This is a genomic window from Stenotrophomonas sp. Bg11-02 (assembly GCF_002836635.1).
Lineage (GTDB): Bacteria > Pseudomonadota > Gammaproteobacteria > Xanthomonadales > Xanthomonadaceae > Stenotrophomonas > Stenotrophomonas lacuserhaii.
Genome location: NZ_PJAY01000067.1, coordinates 87930 through 104713, shown reverse-complemented (window position 1 = coordinate 104713; position 16784 = coordinate 87930). Strand labels below are relative to the sequence as shown.

Annotated in this window: 12 protein-coding genes and 1 tRNA gene; all 13 read right to left on the bottom strand. The window is 64.6% G+C overall.

The genetic code is table 11. From position 1 onward, the window contains the following. Positions 1–27: 27 nt before the first annotated feature. Positions 28–2673, bottom strand: coding sequence for a translation initiation factor IF-2 (gene infB / locus CXG43_RS15540; protein ID WP_101100735.1), 2646 nt, complete (start codon positions 2671–2673; stop codon positions 28–30). A gap of 92 nt (positions 2674–2765) precedes the next feature. After that, on the bottom strand, positions 2766–4277 hold the full coding sequence (nusA, locus tag CXG43_RS15535) for a transcription termination factor NusA (RefSeq protein ID WP_042613002.1): 1512 nt from the start codon (positions 4275–4277) through the stop codon (positions 2766–2768). A 4-nt stretch (positions 4278–4281) separates the two neighbouring features. Further along, positions 4282–4866 carry a ribosome maturation factor RimP gene (gene rimP / locus CXG43_RS15530; protein WP_042613003.1) on the bottom strand — a complete coding sequence of 195 codons (585 nt, stop codon included), beginning with the start codon at positions 4864–4866 and terminating at the stop codon, positions 4282–4284. 332 nt (positions 4867–5198) lie between these two features. Further along, a tRNA-Met gene (locus CXG43_RS15525) sits at positions 5199–5275 on the bottom strand. A 122-nt stretch (positions 5276–5397) separates the two neighbouring features. After that, positions 5398–6858 carry an NADH-quinone oxidoreductase subunit NuoN gene (gene nuoN / locus CXG43_RS15520; RefSeq protein ID WP_101100734.1) on the bottom strand — a complete coding sequence of 487 codons (1461 nt, stop codon included), beginning with the start codon at positions 6856–6858 and terminating at the stop codon, positions 5398–5400. A 36-nt stretch (positions 6859–6894) separates the two neighbouring features. Beyond that, complete coding sequence (locus CXG43_RS15515) at positions 6895–8403, bottom strand: NADH-quinone oxidoreductase subunit M (protein WP_101100733.1); 1509 nt, start codon at positions 8401–8403, stop codon at positions 6895–6897. A 23-nt stretch (positions 8404–8426) separates the two neighbouring features. Further along, positions 8427–10637, bottom strand: a complete 2211-nt coding sequence (gene nuoL / locus CXG43_RS15510) for an NADH-quinone oxidoreductase subunit L (protein ID WP_101100732.1) — start codon at positions 10635–10637, stop codon at positions 8427–8429. Between the two features lie 7 nt (positions 10638–10644). Further along, complete coding sequence (gene nuoK / locus CXG43_RS15505; RefSeq protein ID WP_042614969.1) at positions 10645–10950, bottom strand: NADH-quinone oxidoreductase subunit NuoK; 306 nt, start codon at positions 10948–10950, stop codon at positions 10645–10647. Next, a complete protein-coding gene (locus CXG43_RS15500) occupies positions 10947–11618 on the bottom strand; it encodes an NADH-quinone oxidoreductase subunit J (protein WP_101100731.1) in 672 nt (223 codons plus the stop codon). The genes nuoK and CXG43_RS15500 overlap by 4 nt, the downstream gene beginning before the upstream one ends. A gap of 9 nt (positions 11619–11627) precedes the next feature. After that, positions 11628–12116, bottom strand: a complete 489-nt coding sequence (gene nuoI, locus CXG43_RS15495) for an NADH-quinone oxidoreductase subunit NuoI (RefSeq protein WP_042614967.1) — start codon at positions 12114–12116, stop codon at positions 11628–11630. 4 nt (positions 12117–12120) lie between these two features. Further along, positions 12121–13215, bottom strand: a complete 1095-nt coding sequence (gene nuoH, locus CXG43_RS15490) for an NADH-quinone oxidoreductase subunit NuoH (protein WP_042614966.1) — start codon at positions 13213–13215, stop codon at positions 12121–12123. Then, complete coding sequence (gene nuoG / locus CXG43_RS15485) at positions 13212–15446, bottom strand: NADH-quinone oxidoreductase subunit NuoG (protein WP_101100730.1); 2235 nt, start codon at positions 15444–15446, stop codon at positions 13212–13214. The genes nuoH and nuoG overlap by 4 nt, the downstream gene beginning before the upstream one ends. Beyond that, a complete protein-coding gene (nuoF, locus tag CXG43_RS15480) occupies positions 15443–16783 on the bottom strand; it encodes an NADH-quinone oxidoreductase subunit NuoF (RefSeq protein ID WP_101100729.1) in 1341 nt (446 codons plus the stop codon). Before nuoF ends, nuoG begins: the two co-directional genes overlap by 4 nt. Position 16784 lies beyond the last annotated feature (1 nt).

The following is a 16784-nucleotide window of genomic DNA, read 5'->3' as shown; positions in this document are numbered from 1 at the left end:
GGCCTTTCGGCCCGGTCCCTTGCAGCATTACAGGGTGCGCGGCACTTCGATACGCTCGAAGCACTCGATCTGGTCACCCGGCTTGACGTCGTTGTACGCCTTCACGCCGATACCGCACTCGGTACCATTGCGGACTTCGTCGACGTTTTCCTTGAAGCGACGCAGCGATTCCAGCTCGCCCTCGAACACCACGACACTGTCGCGGAGCACGCGGATCGGCTTGTTCCGCTTGACGATGCCTTCCACGATCATGCAGCCGGCGACAGCGCCGAACTTCGAGCTGCGGAAGACGTCGCGGACATCGGCGATACCGATGATCTCTTCGCGGATCTCCACACCCAGCAGACCGGAAGCCACCTGCTTCACCTGGTCGATCACGTCATAGATGATCGAGAAGTAACGCAGGTCGACGCCGTTGGATTCAATGATGCGACGGGCCGAAGCATCCGCACGCACGTTGAAGCCGATCACGGTAGCCTTCGAAGCCACCGCCGAGTTGGCGTCCGATTCGGTGATGCCGCCCACGCCGGAGTGGATCACGTTGATGCGGATGTCGTCGTTGGACAGACCCACCAGCGCCTGGCTGAGTGCCTGCACCGAACCCTGCACGTCGGCCTTGATGACCAGGTTGAGCACCTGCTGGCCCTCGCCCTTGCCGAGCGTGGCCATGATGTCTTCCATGCGGCTGCCGGCGGACTGCACCAGGCGCGATTCACGGCGCTTGGTTTCGCGCTGCTGCGCCACGTCCTTGGCCAGACGCTCGTCTTCGACCACCACGAAATCATCGCCCGCTTCCGGCACGCCGGACAGACCCAGCACCTGCACCGGGATCGACGGACCGGCCTGGTCAGGCTGCTTGCCGGTTTCGTCGAACAGGGCACGCACGCGGCCGTACTGGATGCCGCACACCAGGTAGTCGCCCTTCTTCAGCGAACCCTGCTGCACCAGCACCGTCGCGACCGGGCCACGGCCCTTGTCCAGCGAGGATTCGATGACCACGCCGCTGGCGCGGCCGTCGGCCACGGCCTTCAGTTCCAGCAGTTCGGCCTGCACGGAAATGGCTTCCAGCAGGTCGTCGATGCCGAGACCGGCCTTGGCCGAGATCTCCACCATCTGGATGTCACCACCGAAGTCTTCGGATACGACCTGCTCGGTGAGCAGTTCGTTCTTCACGCGCATCGGGTCGGCACCGGACTTGTCGATCTTGTTGATCGCCACGATCAGCGGCACGTTCGCCGAACGCGCGTGCTGGATCGCTTCCTTGGTCTGCGGCATGACGCCGTCATCGGCAGCCACCACCAGCACCACGATGTCGGTCAGCTTGGCGCCACGGGCACGCATGGAGGTGAAGGCGGCATGGCCCGGGGTATCCAGGAAGCTGATCACGCCCTTCGGCGTTTCCACGTGGTACGCACCGATGTGCTGGGTGATGCCACCCGCTTCGCCGGTGGCGACCTTGGTGCGGCGGATGTAATCCAGCAGCGAGGTCTTGCCGTGGTCGACGTGGCCCATGATGGTGACCACCGGCGGACGCGAGACGGCTTCGCCGCGCTCTTCACCGGTAGCAGCCAGCAGTGCCTCTTCGACGTCGTCATTGCCGGCGCGGACCACCACGTGGCCGAGTTCTTCGGTCACCAGTGCCGCGGTGTCGTGGTCGATGCTCATGGTGATGGTCGCCATGACGCCCATCTTGAACAGGGCCTTGACCACTTCGCCGCCCTTCAGGGCCAGCTTCTGCGCCAGGTCGGCGACGGTGATGCTGTCGCCGATCGCCACTTCACGCACGACCGGAGCCGTCGGCCGCTCGAACGCGTGCGGACCACTGTTCTGGCTGCCGCGCATGTCGCGACGGCCCGGCTGCGGGCGGCTGCCCGGACGGCCACGGTTGTTGCTGTTGCTGTTGCCACGGCGCGCACGGTCGGCGGCGGACAGATGCATCTGGCCGGCGAAACGATCACCACCCGGGCGATCGGTACGGGCCGGGCCGCGGTTGTTGCGGTCATCCGAACGCGGCGGTGCGGCACCACGCGGCGGCGCGGACGGGCCACCGGCCGGCGGACGTGCGGCGCGCGGGGCGGCCGGCGCGGCATCGGCAGCCGGGCGCGCAGCAGCCGGACGGCTGGCGGCAGCGGCTTCGGCGGCCTTGGCGGCGATGGCAGCTTCTTCAGCAGCCTTCTTCTCGGCCTCGGCACGTTCCTTGGCGGCAACTTCTTCCTCGCGCTTGCGCACGATGGCTTCATCGCGCAGGCGGTCCTTCTCCGCCAACGCTGCCTGTTCATCAAGATTGCGCTGGCGGGATTCCTCCAGCTTGCGCAGGATGTCGGCGCGCTCCTCATCCGGGGTCATGCGCGCGGCCGCCTTGTCGTAGGTGCGCTTCTGGCGCACTTCCACGTTCACGGTGGTCTTGCTGCGACCCGCGTTCACCGTCACTTCCTGGTGCTTGCGGCGGTTCAGGGTGATTTTCTTGGAAGCATCGGTGGCTTCTTCGACGGCCTGCTCGGGCTTGCCGTGGGCACGACGAAGGAAGCCCAGGAGCTTCACTTTCTCGGTGCTGGTCACGACCTGTTCGGGACCGCTGAACTTCATGCCGGCACCCGCCAGCTGTTCCAGCAGTTTTTCAACCGGTGTATTGACCAGTTCGGCAAGCTTGCGGATGGTGGTTTGCTGCGACATTCGGATCCTATGATCTTGAGGGCGCCCCCCCGTTTGTGGAGGTAGCGCGGATTCTACGCCCTGATCGGCTCAGGGCCCTGTTCATTGCCGGCTCATTCGCCGCGTTCCAGTCGGGCGATCTCCTCGGCGCGGGCGGACAGGATCAGCGCCGCGGCGCGCTCCTGGTCCAGCCCCTCGATGCCGAATTCAACCACCTCGTCGGCAGCCAGGTCCGACAGGTCCTCACCGGTGCGCACGCCATGGCTGGCCAGGGCGTAGGCGGTAACCTCGTCCATGCCTTCCAGGGCGAGCAGGTCGTCGGCAGGAACGCCGTCTTCCAGGCCTTCTTCAACGGCCAGCGCCTCGTTGAGCAGCGCGTCACGGGCACGTGCGCGCAGTTCTTCGACGATGTCCTCGTCGAAGCCTTCCACCGCCAGCAGTTCGCCGACGGGTACATAAGCGATTTCTTCCACGGTACCGAAGCCTTCGCTGACCAGGATGCCAGCGATTTCCTCGTCCACTTCCAGCTTGTCCATGAACAGCTGGCGGGCCGAGGTCTGCTCGGCTTCGGACTTGGCGGTGACCTGGTCCTGGGTCATCACGTTCAACTGCCAACCGGTCAGGCGGCTGGCCAGGCGCACGTTCTGGCCGCCCTTGCCGATCGCCTGGGCCAGCCGGTCTTCGGCGACAGCCAGGTCCATCGAGTGCTTGTCTTCATCGACGATGATCGACTGCACTTCTGCCGGCGCCATCGCATTGATGACGAAGTTGGCCGGGTTCTCGTTCCACAGCACGATGTCCACGCGCTCGCCATTGAGCTCGTTGGACACCGCCTGCACGCGCGAACCACGCATGCCGATGCACGCACCGATCGGATCGGTACGGGTGTCGTGGGCCAGCACGGCGATCTTGGCGCGGTCGCCCGGATCACGTGCACAGGCCATGATTTCCACCAGGCCCTGGCCGACTTCCGGCACTTCCAGCTTGAACAGCTCGATCATGAACTCCGGCGCAGCGCGGCTGATGAACAGCTGCGGGCCACGCGGTTCGGAGCGCACTTCGGCCAGGTAGCCGCGCACGCGGTCGCCGGCACGCAGCACGTCGCGCGGGATGCCCTTGTCCTTCGGGATGAAGCCCTCGGCGTTGCCGCCCAGGTCGACGAAGATGTTGCCGCGCTCGGCGCGCTTGACCACACCGGTGATCAGCTCGCCGACGCGATCCTTCCAGGCATCGACGACCTGCTGCCGCTCGGCTTCGCGCACACGCTGCACGATGACCTGCTTGGCGGCCTGGGCGGCGATACGGCCGAAGTCCGGGTTTTCGATCTGTTCTTCGACGTAGTCACCAACGTCGACGCCTTCGGCTTCGTCGATGGCGTCCATCAGGCGGATCTGGCGGTCCGGGGACTCCATGACCACGTCGTCTGCCACCACTTCCCAGCGGCGGAAGGTCTGGTAGGTGCCGTCCTTGTGGTCGATGACCACGCGCGCCAGCACTTCCTCATCGGGGTAGCGCTTCTTCGCCGCCGAAGCCAGGGCGGCCTCGATCGCGTCGAAGATCACTTCACGCGGCACGCCTTTTTCATTGGCGACCGCGTCAACTACCAGCAGAAGTTCCTTGCTCATTGGCTCACTCCGCGCGCGGCTTCTTGGCCGCAGGCTCGTTGGATGGATTTTTGGTCGGCTTCGGACGCTTGGCCGGACCGGTCGGCTTGCTCGGGGCCAGCCCCAGCGCCACCCAGTCGGGCATGATGCGTGCCTTGTCGATGTTGTCGGCCGACACCACCAGGGTGGTTTTGTCGACGGTGAAGCTGATCGTGCCCTGCTCGGCATCGACCGAATCGATCCGGCCCTGCAGGCGGCGACGGTTGTCCTGCGGCAGCTTCAGCTGCACCTTGGCGTTCTGGCCCAGGTGCTGGCCGAACTGCGCCAGGTTGAACAGCGGGCGATCCACGCCCGGCGAAGACACTTCCAGCGTGTAATTGCCGCTGATCGGGTCTTCGACGTCCATCTGCGCGGACACTTCGCGACTGACGCGCTCGCAGTCCTCGACGTTGATGGTGCGCTCGTCCTGCTCGGCGATCAGCACGTCGATGTAAAGACGCAGCGTAGCGCCGCCGGGTGCGGGCAGATACTCGACGCCCAGCAGTTCCAGGCCCAGCGCATCGACGGTGGGGCCGAGCAGATTCGCGATTTCGGTTGCCTTGTCGCTCACAGCCTGCCTTGTTGTTGAATGTGGAAGATATCCGGACCGCGGTGGGCCCGTTCCGGAAATGCAAAAGGGCCCGCTGGGCCCTTTGTCCGGTGAAATCCGGTCATTGGATTCCGGCCGCAGGGCGCGCTGACGCGATCCCCTGCGAAGCCCAGCTTCTGGTCGAAGCCGGTGGCGGGATGATCGCGCTCCATGCAGAGCCAACCATCAGATATACCGCCAGCCCGCTGATGATAGACCTTGCACCGGGTTGGTGCAAGCTGCGCGCGCCTTTGAAGCCCCTGAAACGAGAAAAGCGACTCCGTTTCCGGAATCGCTCTCGTCTGATGCCCAGTTGGTAGCGGGGGCAGGATTTGAACCTGCGACCTTCGGGTTATGAGCCCGACGAGCTGCCAGACTGCTCCACCCCGCATCAGAAGTGGTTGAATTGCTGCCCCGCGAGGGAGGCCTCTTGCAACGATGTTCTGGCAGAACCGCTGCAGTCACAACTCAGGAAACGAATATTACACTAATTGCGCAGCTTTGTATCGTTTTTCAGGAAATATGTGCAAATGCCTGCTGGCACCACACCATGATCGGGTTCCAGGCCAGGCCCAGCGCCAGCAGCGCCAGCGCGTTCACGCCCAGCACCACGCCCAGCACGCGGTCGTTGTTGCGCGGCAGCGGCTCGCCCACCGGCTCATCGAAGTACATGACCTTGATCACGCGCAGGTAGTAGAACGCACCGATCACCGCGCAGATCACACCCAGCAGCGCCAGCCACAGCATGCCGCCGTTGACCGCCGCGCCCAGCACGGCCAGCTTGGTCCAGAAGCCCAGGAACGGCGGAATACCCGCCATCGACGCCATGATGCACAGGATCAGCGCCGCCATCCACGGGTTACGGGCGTTCAGGCCCTTGTAGTCGTTGATGTTCTCGGCTTCGAAGCCGTTGCGCGACATCGCGATGATCGCGCCGAAGCCGGCGGTCGACATGATCGCGTAGCTCACCGCATAGAACAGCGCGGCGGCATAGCCCTGCGAACCACCACCGGCGATGCCCATCAGCAGGAAGCCGATGTGCGACACGGTGGAGAAGGCCAGCATGCGCTTCAGGTTGTGCTGGGCGATCGCCATCAGGTTGCCGATCACCAGCGACAACGCGGCCAGGCCACCGATCAGGAGCTTCCACTCATCCGACAGCGGACCCACGCCGACTTCCAACAGGCGGTAAGCCATGCCGAACGCAGCCAGCTTCGGGGCCGAGCTGATGAACAGCGCGACCGGTGCCGGGGCACCCTGGTAGACATCGGGCAGCCACATGTGGAACGGCGCCGCACCCAGCTTGAAGGCCACGCCGGCGATCATGAACACCGCGCCGGTCAGCAGCAGCATGCGCTCATCCGACTGCGGGATGGCGGCATTGATCGCGTCCAGGTGCAGCGAACCGGTGGCGCCGTAGATCAGCGACATGCCGTACAACAGCAGGCCGGAGGCCAGCGAACCGAGCACGATGTACTTCATCGCCGCTTCCGAGGCCAGGCCGTTGTCACGGTTGCTGGCGACCAGCGCGTAGGAGCACAGCGCCAGCAGTTCCAGGCCCAGGTAGACCATCAGCAGGCTGCCGGCGGAGACCAGGATCATCATGCCGGCGGTGGCGAACAGCACCAGCACCGGAATCTCGCCCTGGAACAGGTCGCGTTCGCGCAGGTAGCTCCAGCCGTACACCAGGCTCAGCCCGCTGCACAGCACGATCACCACCTTCATCACGTCGGCAGCGGTGTCACGCACGAACATGCCGTGGAAGACCTCCCCCTGCCCGCCCGTGCCGGTGGCCAGCATGACCAGCACCACCGCCAGTGCGGCGAGCGAGAACAGATGGGTGATCAGCTTGTTCTGCTTGCTGACGAACAGATCGAGGATCATCAGGGCGAAGGCGCTCGCGACCAGCACCAGCTCGGGAGCGAGCGGGGGCAGGTCAGCAGCGGTCAGTGGCAGCAACGGCGAGGTGGTCATTATCAAATCCTGGAATCAGTTCGCTCGGCGGGCCGATCAGAGCAGTTTGCTGGAAGCAATCTGCATCGCCAGCTTGGCGATCGACGGCTCCATCAGGTCGGTCAGCGGCTTGGGGTAGATGCCCAGGGCCAGTACGCCAATGGCGAACACGCCCAGCACCAGCCACTCGCGGCCGTTGATGTCCTTCAGTTCGGCGACGTGGGCGTTGGCCACTTCACCGAAGAAGATGCGCTTGTACAGCCACAGCGTGTAGGCGGCGCCGATGATCAGGGTGGTAGCAGCGCCCAGTGCGATCCACGGATTACGCTGGAAGGCCGCCATGATGACCATGAACTCGCCTGCGAAACCGGAGGTGCCCGGCAGGCCGGCGTTGGCCATGAAGAACAGCATCGCGAAGGTGGCAAACCACGGCATCACGTTGACCACGCCGCCGTAATCGGCGATGCGGCGGCTGTGCATGCGGTCGTACAGCACGCCCACGCAGGAGAACATCGCACCGGACACGAAGCCGTGCGAGATCATCTGCACCATCGCACCCTGCAGGCCCAGGCGGGCGGCGTCGGCATTGCCGGCCTCACGCACCAGCCACAGGGCGATGAACGTACCCAGGGTGACGAAGCCCATGTGCGCGATCGACGAATAGGCGATCAGCTTCTTCATGTCGTCCTGCACCAGGGCGACCAGGCCGACGTAGATCACCGCGATCAGCGACAGCGCGATCACCAGCCAGGCCCATTCCATCGAGGCGTCCGGGACGATCGGCAGGTTGAAGCGCAGGAAGCCGTAGCCACCGATCTTCAGTGCGATGGCGGCCAGGATCACCGAACCGGCGGTCGGGGCTTCCACGTGGGCGTCCGGCAGCCAGGTGTGCACCGGGAACATCGGCACCTTGACCGCGAAGGCGATCAGGAAGGCGAAGAAGATCCAGGTCTGCTCGGTGGCGGTCAGCTGCAGCGCATACAGGTCTGCCAGCTGGAAGCTGCCGCCCTTCAGGTACAGGTAGACCAGGGCCACCAGCATCAGCACCGAGCCGAGGAAGGTGTACAGGAAGAACTTCAGCGCGGCGTAGATGCGGCGCGGGCCGCCCCAGACGCCGATGATCAGGAACATCGGGATCAGCATCGCTTCGAAGAACACGTAGAACAGCATCGCGTCGGTGGCAGCGAAGATGCCGACGGTGACGCCTTCCAGGATCAGGAAGGCCGCCACGTACTGGTTCACGCGCTTGTCGATGGCACTCCAGGCGCCGATCAGCGCGAGCACGCTGACCAGCGTGGTCAGTGCGATCAGCGCGATGGCGATGCCGTCCACGCCCAGGTTGTAGCCGATGTCGTAGGCCGGGATCCAGGCGCGGGTCTCGACGAACTGCAGCGCGTCGATGCCCGCGTCGTAACCGGTGAGCAGCGGGATGCTCAGGGCGAAGGTCAGCAGCGCGACACTCAGCGACGCCCAGCGGGCGGTCTGCGCATCACGGATGGCAAGGACCAGGGCGCCACCGATGATCGGCAGCCAGATGAGGACACTAAGTAGGGGCCAGTTCGACACGTTTTCTTATTCCGTACAGGTCATCAACGCAGGTAATGCATCAGCAGGCCCAGGAGGGCAATCAGGCCGATGATCATCGCGAAGGCGTAGTGATAGAGGAAACCGGATTGGGTACGACGCAGCACATTGGCTGCCACGTCCGCCCCACGTGCGACCAGGTTGACGGTGCCGTCGACGATGTTCGTGTCGAGCCAGCGTGCCACCCTGCCCAGCTTGACGCTGCCGCCGGCAAAGCCGTCGATCCACAGCGTGTCCATGCCGTACTTGTTTTCCAGCACCGACACGATCGGCGCGAAGGTCCTGCGCGCCCGGCCCGACAGGTCCGGCTTCCACAGGTAGAAGATCACGGCGAGCAGGAAGCCTGCCACGGTCAGGAAGAACGGCCAGGCGGTCATGCCATGCAGCGCGAACGCCACCGGGCCATGGAAGTGCTCGCCGAGGAAGCCCACGGTGTTCTTGGCCGGGTCGTAGAAGTCCACGATGCCGGTGAAGAAGTTGGTGGCCTGACCCTTGATGCCTTCATGGGCGTGGTGCCCGGCCCAGTCGGTGCCATGCAGCATCGGACCGATGCTGAAGAAGCCGATGATGATCGACGGGATCGCCAGCAGGATCAGCGGCAGCGTCACCACCCACGGGGTTTCGTGCGGCTCATGCGGGCCATGGCCATGACCATGGTCGTCGTGGCCGTGGTCGGCATGTGCATCGGCGTGGTGCGCATCGGCGGCATGGGCATGGTCATCGTGCGCATGCGCATCGTGGCCATGGCCGTGGTCGTCATGCGCCACGTCACGGAAGCGCTCCTTGCCATGGAAGGTCAGGAACAGCAGGCGGAAGCTGTAGAAGCTGGTCACCAGCACGCCGCCCAGCACCGCCCAGTAGGCATAGGTCGCCACCCAGCTGCTGGACATGTGCGCGTGGATCTCGGCCGCCTCGATGATGGTGTCCTTCGAGTAGAAGCCGGAGAAGAACGGGGTGCCGACCAGGGCCAGCGTACCGATCCACATGGTGATGAAGGTGATCGGCATGTACTTGCGCAGGCCGCCCATCCTGCGCATGTCCTGCTCGTGGTGCATGGCGATGATCACCGAACCCGCACCGAGGAACAGCAGCGCCTTGAAGAAGGCGTGGGTCATCAGGTGGAACACTGCGGCCGAGTACGCCGATACGCCCAGCGCCACGGTCATGTAGCCCAGCTGGGACAGCGTGGAGTACGCGACGACGCGCTTGATGTCGTTCTGCACGATGCCGATCAGGCCGGTGAAGAACGCAGTGGTGGCACCTATGAACAGCACGAAGTTCAGCGCGGTCGGCGACAGCTCGAACAACGGCGACATGCGGGTCACCATGAAGATGCCGGCGGTGACCATGGTCGCGGCGTGGATCAGGGCCGAGATCGGGGTCGGGCCTTCCATCGAGTCCGGCAGCCAGACGTGCAGCGGCACCTGTGCCGACTTGCCCATCGCGCCGATGAACAGGCAGATGCAGATCACCGTGGCGCTGGCCCAGACGACCGGCTGTTCCAGTACCTGGATGGTATGCAGGCCGAACAGATCGATGGAACCGGACCACACCTGGATGGCACCGTTGGCCAGTTCCGGATCCATGATCTTGGCGAACACGGTGGCGTAGTCGAGGGTGCCGAACACCCACAACACGCCGCCGATGCCGAGCAGGAAGCCGAAGTCACCGACACGGTTGACCAGGAAGGCCTTCATGTTGGCGAAGATCGCGGTCGGGCGCTTGAACCAGAAACCGATCAGCAGGTAGGACACCAGGCCCACCGCTTCCCAGCCGAAGAACAGCTGCAGGAAGTTGTTGCTCATCACCAGCGTCAGCATGGAGAAGGTGAACAACGAGATGTAGCTGAAGAAACGCTGGTAACCCGGGTCTTCTTCCATGTAGCCGATGGTGTAGATGTGCACCAGCAGCGACACGAAGGTGACCACCACCATCATCATGGCGGTGAGCTTGTCGACCATGAAACCAACGTGCGCCGAGTACTGGCCCACTTCGAAGAAGGTGTACAGGTTCTCGTTGAACGGCTGCGCGCCGCCCCACAACAGCTGGTAGAACACGTACATCGACAGGGCGCAGCTGACCGCCACGCCGAGGATGGTGATGGTCTGCGCGCCGAGGCGCCCGACCTGACGACCGAACAGGCCGGCGATGATGCTGCCGAACAGCGGTGCAAGCACCACTGCGATCAACAGACTCTTGGCGAGTGTGATTTCCATCTGTTAATCAGCCCTTCAACGAATCGACTTCGCCGACATTGATCGTTCGACGTGTACGGAACAGGGTCACCAGGATTGCCAGGCCGATGGCGGCCTCGGCGGCTGCGACGGTGAGGATGAAGAACACGAACAGCTGGCCGGCCGTGTCACCCAGTTCGCGCGAGAACCCGACGAAATTGATGTTCACCGACAGCAGCATCAGTTCGATGGACATCAGCAGGACGATGACGTTCTTCCGGTTGAGGAAGATGCCGGCCAGGCTGATGCAGAACAGCACCGCACCCAGCGCCAGGATATGGCCCAACGTGATCATGGCTTGGTCTCCTCGCCGGCTGCCGGCATATCGACGGCGGCCTTGGTGTTGCTGTGCACGAACGGCTGGTCGACGTCCATCTTGACCACGGTGAGGCGGTCACGCGACTTGACCATGGTCTGCTCGCCGGGGTTCTGCGTCTTGATGCCGGTGCGATGACGCAGGGTCAGCATCACGGCGGCGACCACCGCGACGGTCAGGATGACCGCGGCGAACTCGAACGGCAGCAGGTACTCGGTGAACAGGCTGCGGGCCAGCCAGGTGATGTTGGACGTGTCTGCGGCCAGCGCAGCGGCGTTGTCGGCCGGGAACGGGTTGACCGCCCTGCCCCGCACGCCGATCAGGGTGACGATCTGCAGCAGCATCACCACCGCGACCACCAGCCCGACCGGCAGGTAACGTACCCAGCCTTCGCGCAGGTTGTCGGTGTCGATGTCCAGCATCATCACCACGAACAGGAACAGCACCATCACCGCGCCGACATACACCAGCACCAGGGCCACGCCGAGGAACTCAGCGCCGACCAGGATCCAGATGCAGGCCACGGAGAAGAAGGTCAGCACCAGGCAGAGCACGGCGTTGACCGGGCTGCGCGCACTGATCACCGCCGCGGCCGAAACACCGGCTGCGATGGCGAAAACCCAGAAAGCGATATTTACCCAATCCATGTCTCGACCTCAGCGGTAAGCGGCGTCGGCGGCACGGCGCTCGGCGATTTCGGTTTCAAGCCGATCACCCAGGGCCAGCAGCTGCGGCTTGGTAACGATGTTTTCGCCACGATTCTCGAAGTGGTACTCGAGGATGTGGGTCTCCACGATCGAGTCCACCGGGCAGCTTTCTTCGCAGAAGCCACAGAAGATGCACTTGAACAGATCGATGTCGTAACGCGTGGTGCGGCGGGTGCCGTCCTCGCGCTTGGCCGAATCGATGGTGATGGCCAGTGCCGGGCAGACCGCTTCGCACAGCTTGCAGGCGATGCAGCGCTCTTCACCGTTGGGATAACGGCGCAGGGCGTGCAGGCCGCGGAAGCGCGGGGACTGCGGGAACTTCTCCATCGGGTACATCATGGTGTACTTCGGCTTGAAGCTGTACTTCAGCGTCAGCCACAGCCCGGCCAACAGCTCCAGCAGCAGCAGGCTCTTGAAGTAATGGGTAATCCTGTTCATTACGTTAGACACCCTTTTGAATCACGCCGAAGAACACCATCAAGGCGGTGACCGCGATCCAGAAAATGGTCAGCGGGATGAAGACCTTCCAGCCCAGCCGCATGATCTGGTCATAGCGGAAGCGCGGGAAGCTGGCACGGAACCAGATGTAGGCGCTGGCGAAGAAGAACACCTTGATGAACAGCCACGGCCAGCCACCGGTCCAGATCCAGTCGATGAACGGCGAGATGGCGCCCGGGTTCACCCAGCCCTGGATCGGGCTCAACCAGCCACCGAGGAAGAAGATCGCGATCAGGAAGCTGATCAGGATCATGTTCGCGTATTCGGCCAGGAAGAACAGCGCGAAGGCACCGCCGGAGTATTCCACCATGTGGCCGGCGACGATTTCCGATTCGCCTTCCACCACGTCGAACGGCGCGCGGTTGGTTTCGGCCACGCCGGACACCCAGTACACGACGAACAGCGGGAACAGCGGCAGCAGGAACCAGTCCAGGAAGCCGGAGTTGCCGGCCTGCGCCATCACGATGCCGGTCAGGTTGAGGCTGCCCGAGGCGATCATCACGCCGACCAGGGCAAAGCCCATGGCGATTTCGTAGCTGATCATCTGCGCCGAGGCGCGCATCGCACCGAGGAAGGCGTACTTGGAGTTGGATGCCCAACCGGCCAGGATGATGCCGTACACGCCCAGCGAGGTCATCGCCAGCAGGTACAGCAGGCCGGCGTTGGCGTTGGACAGCACCAGCTGCGCATCGAAGGGCACCACCGACCAGGCCGCGAAGGCCGGCGCCAGGGTGATCAACGGCGCCAGCAGGAACAACACCTTGTGCGCGTTGGCCGGCTGCAGCACTTCCTTGAACAGCAGCTTGAAGACGTCGGCGAAGGCCTGGAAGATGCCCATGCCCACGTACATCGGGCCGTGGCGGACGTGCATCCAGCCGATCAGCTTGCGTTCCCAGACCACGTAGAAGGCCACCGAAATGATCACCGGCATGGTGATCACCAGGATCTTCAGGATGATCCACAGCAGGGCGCCGATCTCACCAAGGCCAAGCAGCCACTGGTGCAGCGGGTCCACTGCGTTCAACAGCAATTCGTTCATGCAGCCACCACCGTTACGCGTGCGGCGCCCAGCGGTGCGGTTGCACCGTGGCCCGATTCAATCCAGACCGAACCCGCGGCGACGCGGGCGTCGACCACCACCTGCAGCGTGGCGCGGCCGGCCTCGGTGCCGACCTTGGCCATCTGGCCTTCCTGCAGCTGCAGGCGGGCGGCATCGGTGGCATTGAGCACGATGCGCGGGGCGGTGTTGAGCGGATGCGACTGCAGCGCCGGTGCACGACGGACCACCGCGTCGGTGCGGTAGATCGCCGCGGTCGAAGCCACTTCCAGGCCTTCGCTGGCCACGGGAGCGGCCGACGAAGCGGCGACGGTCACGCTCACCGGTGCCAGGCTGGCGCGCAGGCCGGCCAGGTCGATGAACTCGAAACCGGCCAGTGCCATTTCGCCACCCAGGGCGCGCAGCACGCGCCAGCCCTCGCGGGCCTCACCCGGCAGCTTGCCGCCGGCGCGTGCCGACTGCGAGCGACCATCGAGATTGGTCAGCGTGGCGTCGATTTCCGGCAGTGCGCCGATCGGCAGGATCACGTCGGCGACATCGCGGGTGGAGGCGCAGGCGAACTGGCTGAAGGCCACTACCTGGGCACCGGCCAGCGCCTTGCGGGCGGCGGGGGCGTCGGCGAAATCCAGGCCCGGCTCCAGGCCGTAGACGACGTAGGCCTGGCGCGGCTGCGCCAGCATGCCCGCCACATCCTTGCCGGCCGGCAGCACGCCGGCGCGGGTCAGGCCGATGGCGTTGGCGCCCTGCGGGATACGGCACAGCCTGGCACCGGTTGCAGCGGCGAAATCACGCGCAGCGGCGCGGATCGCAGCGGCCTGCGGGTGGTTTTCGGCGATGCCACCAACGATCAGCACGGTGTTGCGACCGCCCTGCACCGCCGAACGCAGGTCTGCGTTTTCCAGCGCGCCGGCGAAGGTCGACGGGGCGACGATCTGCTTGCTGGCGATGCTGAAAGCGAAGTCGAAATCGACCGGGTTGACCACGTGGATCTTCGCGCCATTGCTGGTCTGCGCCTTGCGCAGGCGGGCATGCAGCAGCGGAAGTTCGTGACGGATGTTGCTGCCCAGCACCACGATCTGGTCGGCACCTTCGATTTCGGCCAGCGGCAGCCCGAACACTTCGGCGGTGGAGGCGTCGGAGAAGTCGCGGTTGTTGATGCGGTGGTCGATGTTGGTCGAACCCAGGCCCGATGCCAGGCGGGCCAGCAGCGCGCCCTCCTCGTTCGAGGTGGACGGGTGTACCAGCACGCCCAGGGCGTCGCCCTGGTGGGCCTTCAGGATGTCAGCGGCGGCAGCCAGGCCTTCGGCCCAGCTCACTTCCTTCCACTCGCCATTGACCTTGCGCAGCGGCTTGACCGCACGGTCTTCGCTGTACAGGCCCTGGTGCGAGTAGCGGTCACGATCGGACAGCCAGCATTCGTTGACCAGCTCGTTGTCGCGCGGCACGGTGCGCAGCACTTCGCCGCGACGCACGTGCAGGAACAGGTTGGAGCCCATCGCATCGTGGTAGCCCAGCGATTCGCGCGCGGTCAGTTCCCACGGACGCGCACGGAACTGGAACACCTTGTTGGTCAGCGCGCCCACCGGGCACACATCCACCACGTTGCCGGACAGCTCGGTGGTCAACGGCTTGCCGTCGTAGGTGCCGATCTGCAGGTTCTCACCGCGGTACATGCCGCCCAGTTCATAGGTGCCGGCCACGTCGGCGGTGAAGCGGACGCAGCGGGTGCACTGGATGCAGCGGGTCATCTCGGTGGCCACCAGCGGCCCCATGTCCTCGTCCACCACCACGCGCTTGCGCTCGTTGAAGCGGCTGACCGAACGGCCATAGCCCAGCGATACGTCCTGCAGCTCGCACTCACCGCCCTGGTCGCAGACCGGGCAGTCCAGCGGATGGTTGATGAGCAGGAACTCCATCACCGAACGCTGGAACTTCAGCGCTTTCTCGCTGCGGGTGGCAACCTTCATGCCATCCATCACCGGCGTGGCGCAGGCAGGCGCCGGCTTCGGCGACTTCTCCACGTCCACCAGGCACATCCGGCAGTTGGCGGCGATCGGCAGCTTCTCGTGGTAGCAGAAGCGCGGGATCGGGATGCCTGCCTTGTCGGCGGCCTGGATGATCATCGAACCCTTGGGCACCACCAGCGACTGGCCGTCGATTTCGACGGTCACGTGGTCCGGTGGCACGTTGGGCGTTACGGGTTGCGCGCTCATGCGGCAGCAGCCTCCACCTTCTTGCCGTCAACCATCGAATGACCGTTGACGATGTAGTACTCGAATTCGTCCCAGAACTGGCGCAGGAAACCCTGGATGGGCCATGCCGCCGCTTCACCGAACGCACAGATGGTGTGGCCTTCGATCTGGCCGGCCACGGCCTTCAACTGGTGCAGGTCTTCCATCGTGGCCTTGCCGGCGACGATGCGCTCCAGCACCCGGTGCATCCAGCCGGTGCCTTCACGGCACGGGGTGCACTGGCCACAGGATTCCTTGTGGAAGAACTGGCTGATGCGGCAGGCGAACTTGACGCAGCACACGCTGTCATCCAGCACCACGATGGCGCCCGACCCCAGGCCGGTGCCGAGTGCACGCAGGGTGTCGTAGTCCATCTGCAGGCCCTTCAGCTCGTCGGCCTTCAGCACCGGCATCGACACGCCGCCCGGGACCGCGCCCTTCAGCGTGCGGCCCGGCTTCAGGCCGCCGGCCATTTCCAGCAGCTCGTCGAAGGTGGTGCCGAGCGGTACCTCGAAGTTGCCCCCCTTCTGCACGCAGCCGGACACCGAGAAGATCTTCGGCCCGCCGTTCTTGGTCAGCGACAGGCCCTGGAACCATTCCGGTCCATTGCGGATGATCGCCGGCACCGAGGCATAGGTCTCGGTGTTGTTGATGGTGCTGGGTTTGCCGTACAGGCCGAAGTTCGCCGGGAACGGCGGCTTGTAGCGCGGCTGGCCCTTCTTGCCTTCCAGCGATTCCATCAGCGCGGTCTCTTCGCCGCAGATGTAGGCGCCGGCGCCCAGCGCACCGTAGATATCGATGTCCACGCCGCTGCCGAGGATGTCCTTGCCCAGCCAGCCGTTGGCGTACGCGTCGGCCAGGGCCTGTTCGAAGTTCTCGAACGGCTCGTGGTGGAACTCGCCACGCAGGTAGTTGTAGCCCACGGTGCTGCCGGTGGCGTAGCAGGCGATCGCCATGCCTTCCACCACCGAATGCGGGTTGTAACGCAGGATGTCGCGGTCCTTGCAGGTACCCGGCTCGGATTCATCCGAATTGCACAGGATGTACTTCTGCATCGTGCCCTTGGGCATGAAGGACCACTTCAGTCCGGTCGGGAAACCGGCGCCGCCACGGCCGCGCAGGTTGGACTGCTTGACCATCTCGATGACCTGCTCCGGCGGGATCTTCTCTTCGAGGATCTTGCGCAGGGCGGCATAACCACCGGTCTTGAGGTAGCTTTCGTACGACCACGGGGTGTCGTAATGCAGGGTGGTGTAGACCACCTGGTGCGGCAACGGTGCGGGACCGACCGGACCACTGGGTGCGTGATGATGTGCCATG

What these genes read in the sequence shown, in the direction of transcription:
- infB (WP_101100735.1), bottom strand. Translation starts at nt 2,673, where the DNA reads ATGTCGCAGCAAACCACCATCCGCAAGCTTGCCGAACTGGTCAATACA.
- nusA (WP_042613002.1), bottom strand. Translation starts at nt 4,277, where the DNA reads ATGAGCAAGGAACTTCTGCTGGTAGTTGACGCGGTCGCCAATGAAAAA.
- nuoN (WP_101100734.1), bottom strand. Translation starts at nt 6,858, where the DNA reads ATGACCACCTCGCCGTTGCTGCCACTGACCGCTGCTGACCTGCCCCCG.
- nuoL (WP_101100732.1), bottom strand. Translation starts at nt 10,637, where the DNA reads ATGGAAATCACACTCGCCAAGAGTCTGTTGATCGCAGTGGTGCTTGCA.
- nuoK (WP_042614969.1), bottom strand. Translation starts at nt 10,950, where the DNA reads ATGATCACGTTGGGCCATATCCTGGCGCTGGGTGCGGTGCTGTTCTGC.
- CXG43_RS15500 (WP_101100731.1), bottom strand. Translation starts at nt 11,618, where the DNA reads ATGGATTGGGTAAATATCGCTTTCTGGGTTTTCGCCATCGCAGCCGGT.
- nuoI (WP_042614967.1), bottom strand. Translation starts at nt 12,116, where the DNA reads ATGAACAGGATTACCCATTACTTCAAGAGCCTGCTGCTGCTGGAGCTG.
- nuoH (WP_042614966.1), bottom strand. Translation starts at nt 13,215, where the DNA reads ATGAACGAATTGCTGTTGAACGCAGTGGACCCGCTGCACCAGTGGCTG.
- nuoG (WP_101100730.1), bottom strand. Translation starts at nt 15,446, where the DNA reads ATGAGCGCGCAACCCGTAACGCCCAACGTGCCACCGGACCACGTGACC.
- nuoF (WP_101100729.1), bottom strand. Translation starts at nt 16,783, where the DNA reads ATGGCACATCATCACGCACCCAGTGGTCCGGTCGGTCCCGCACCGTTG.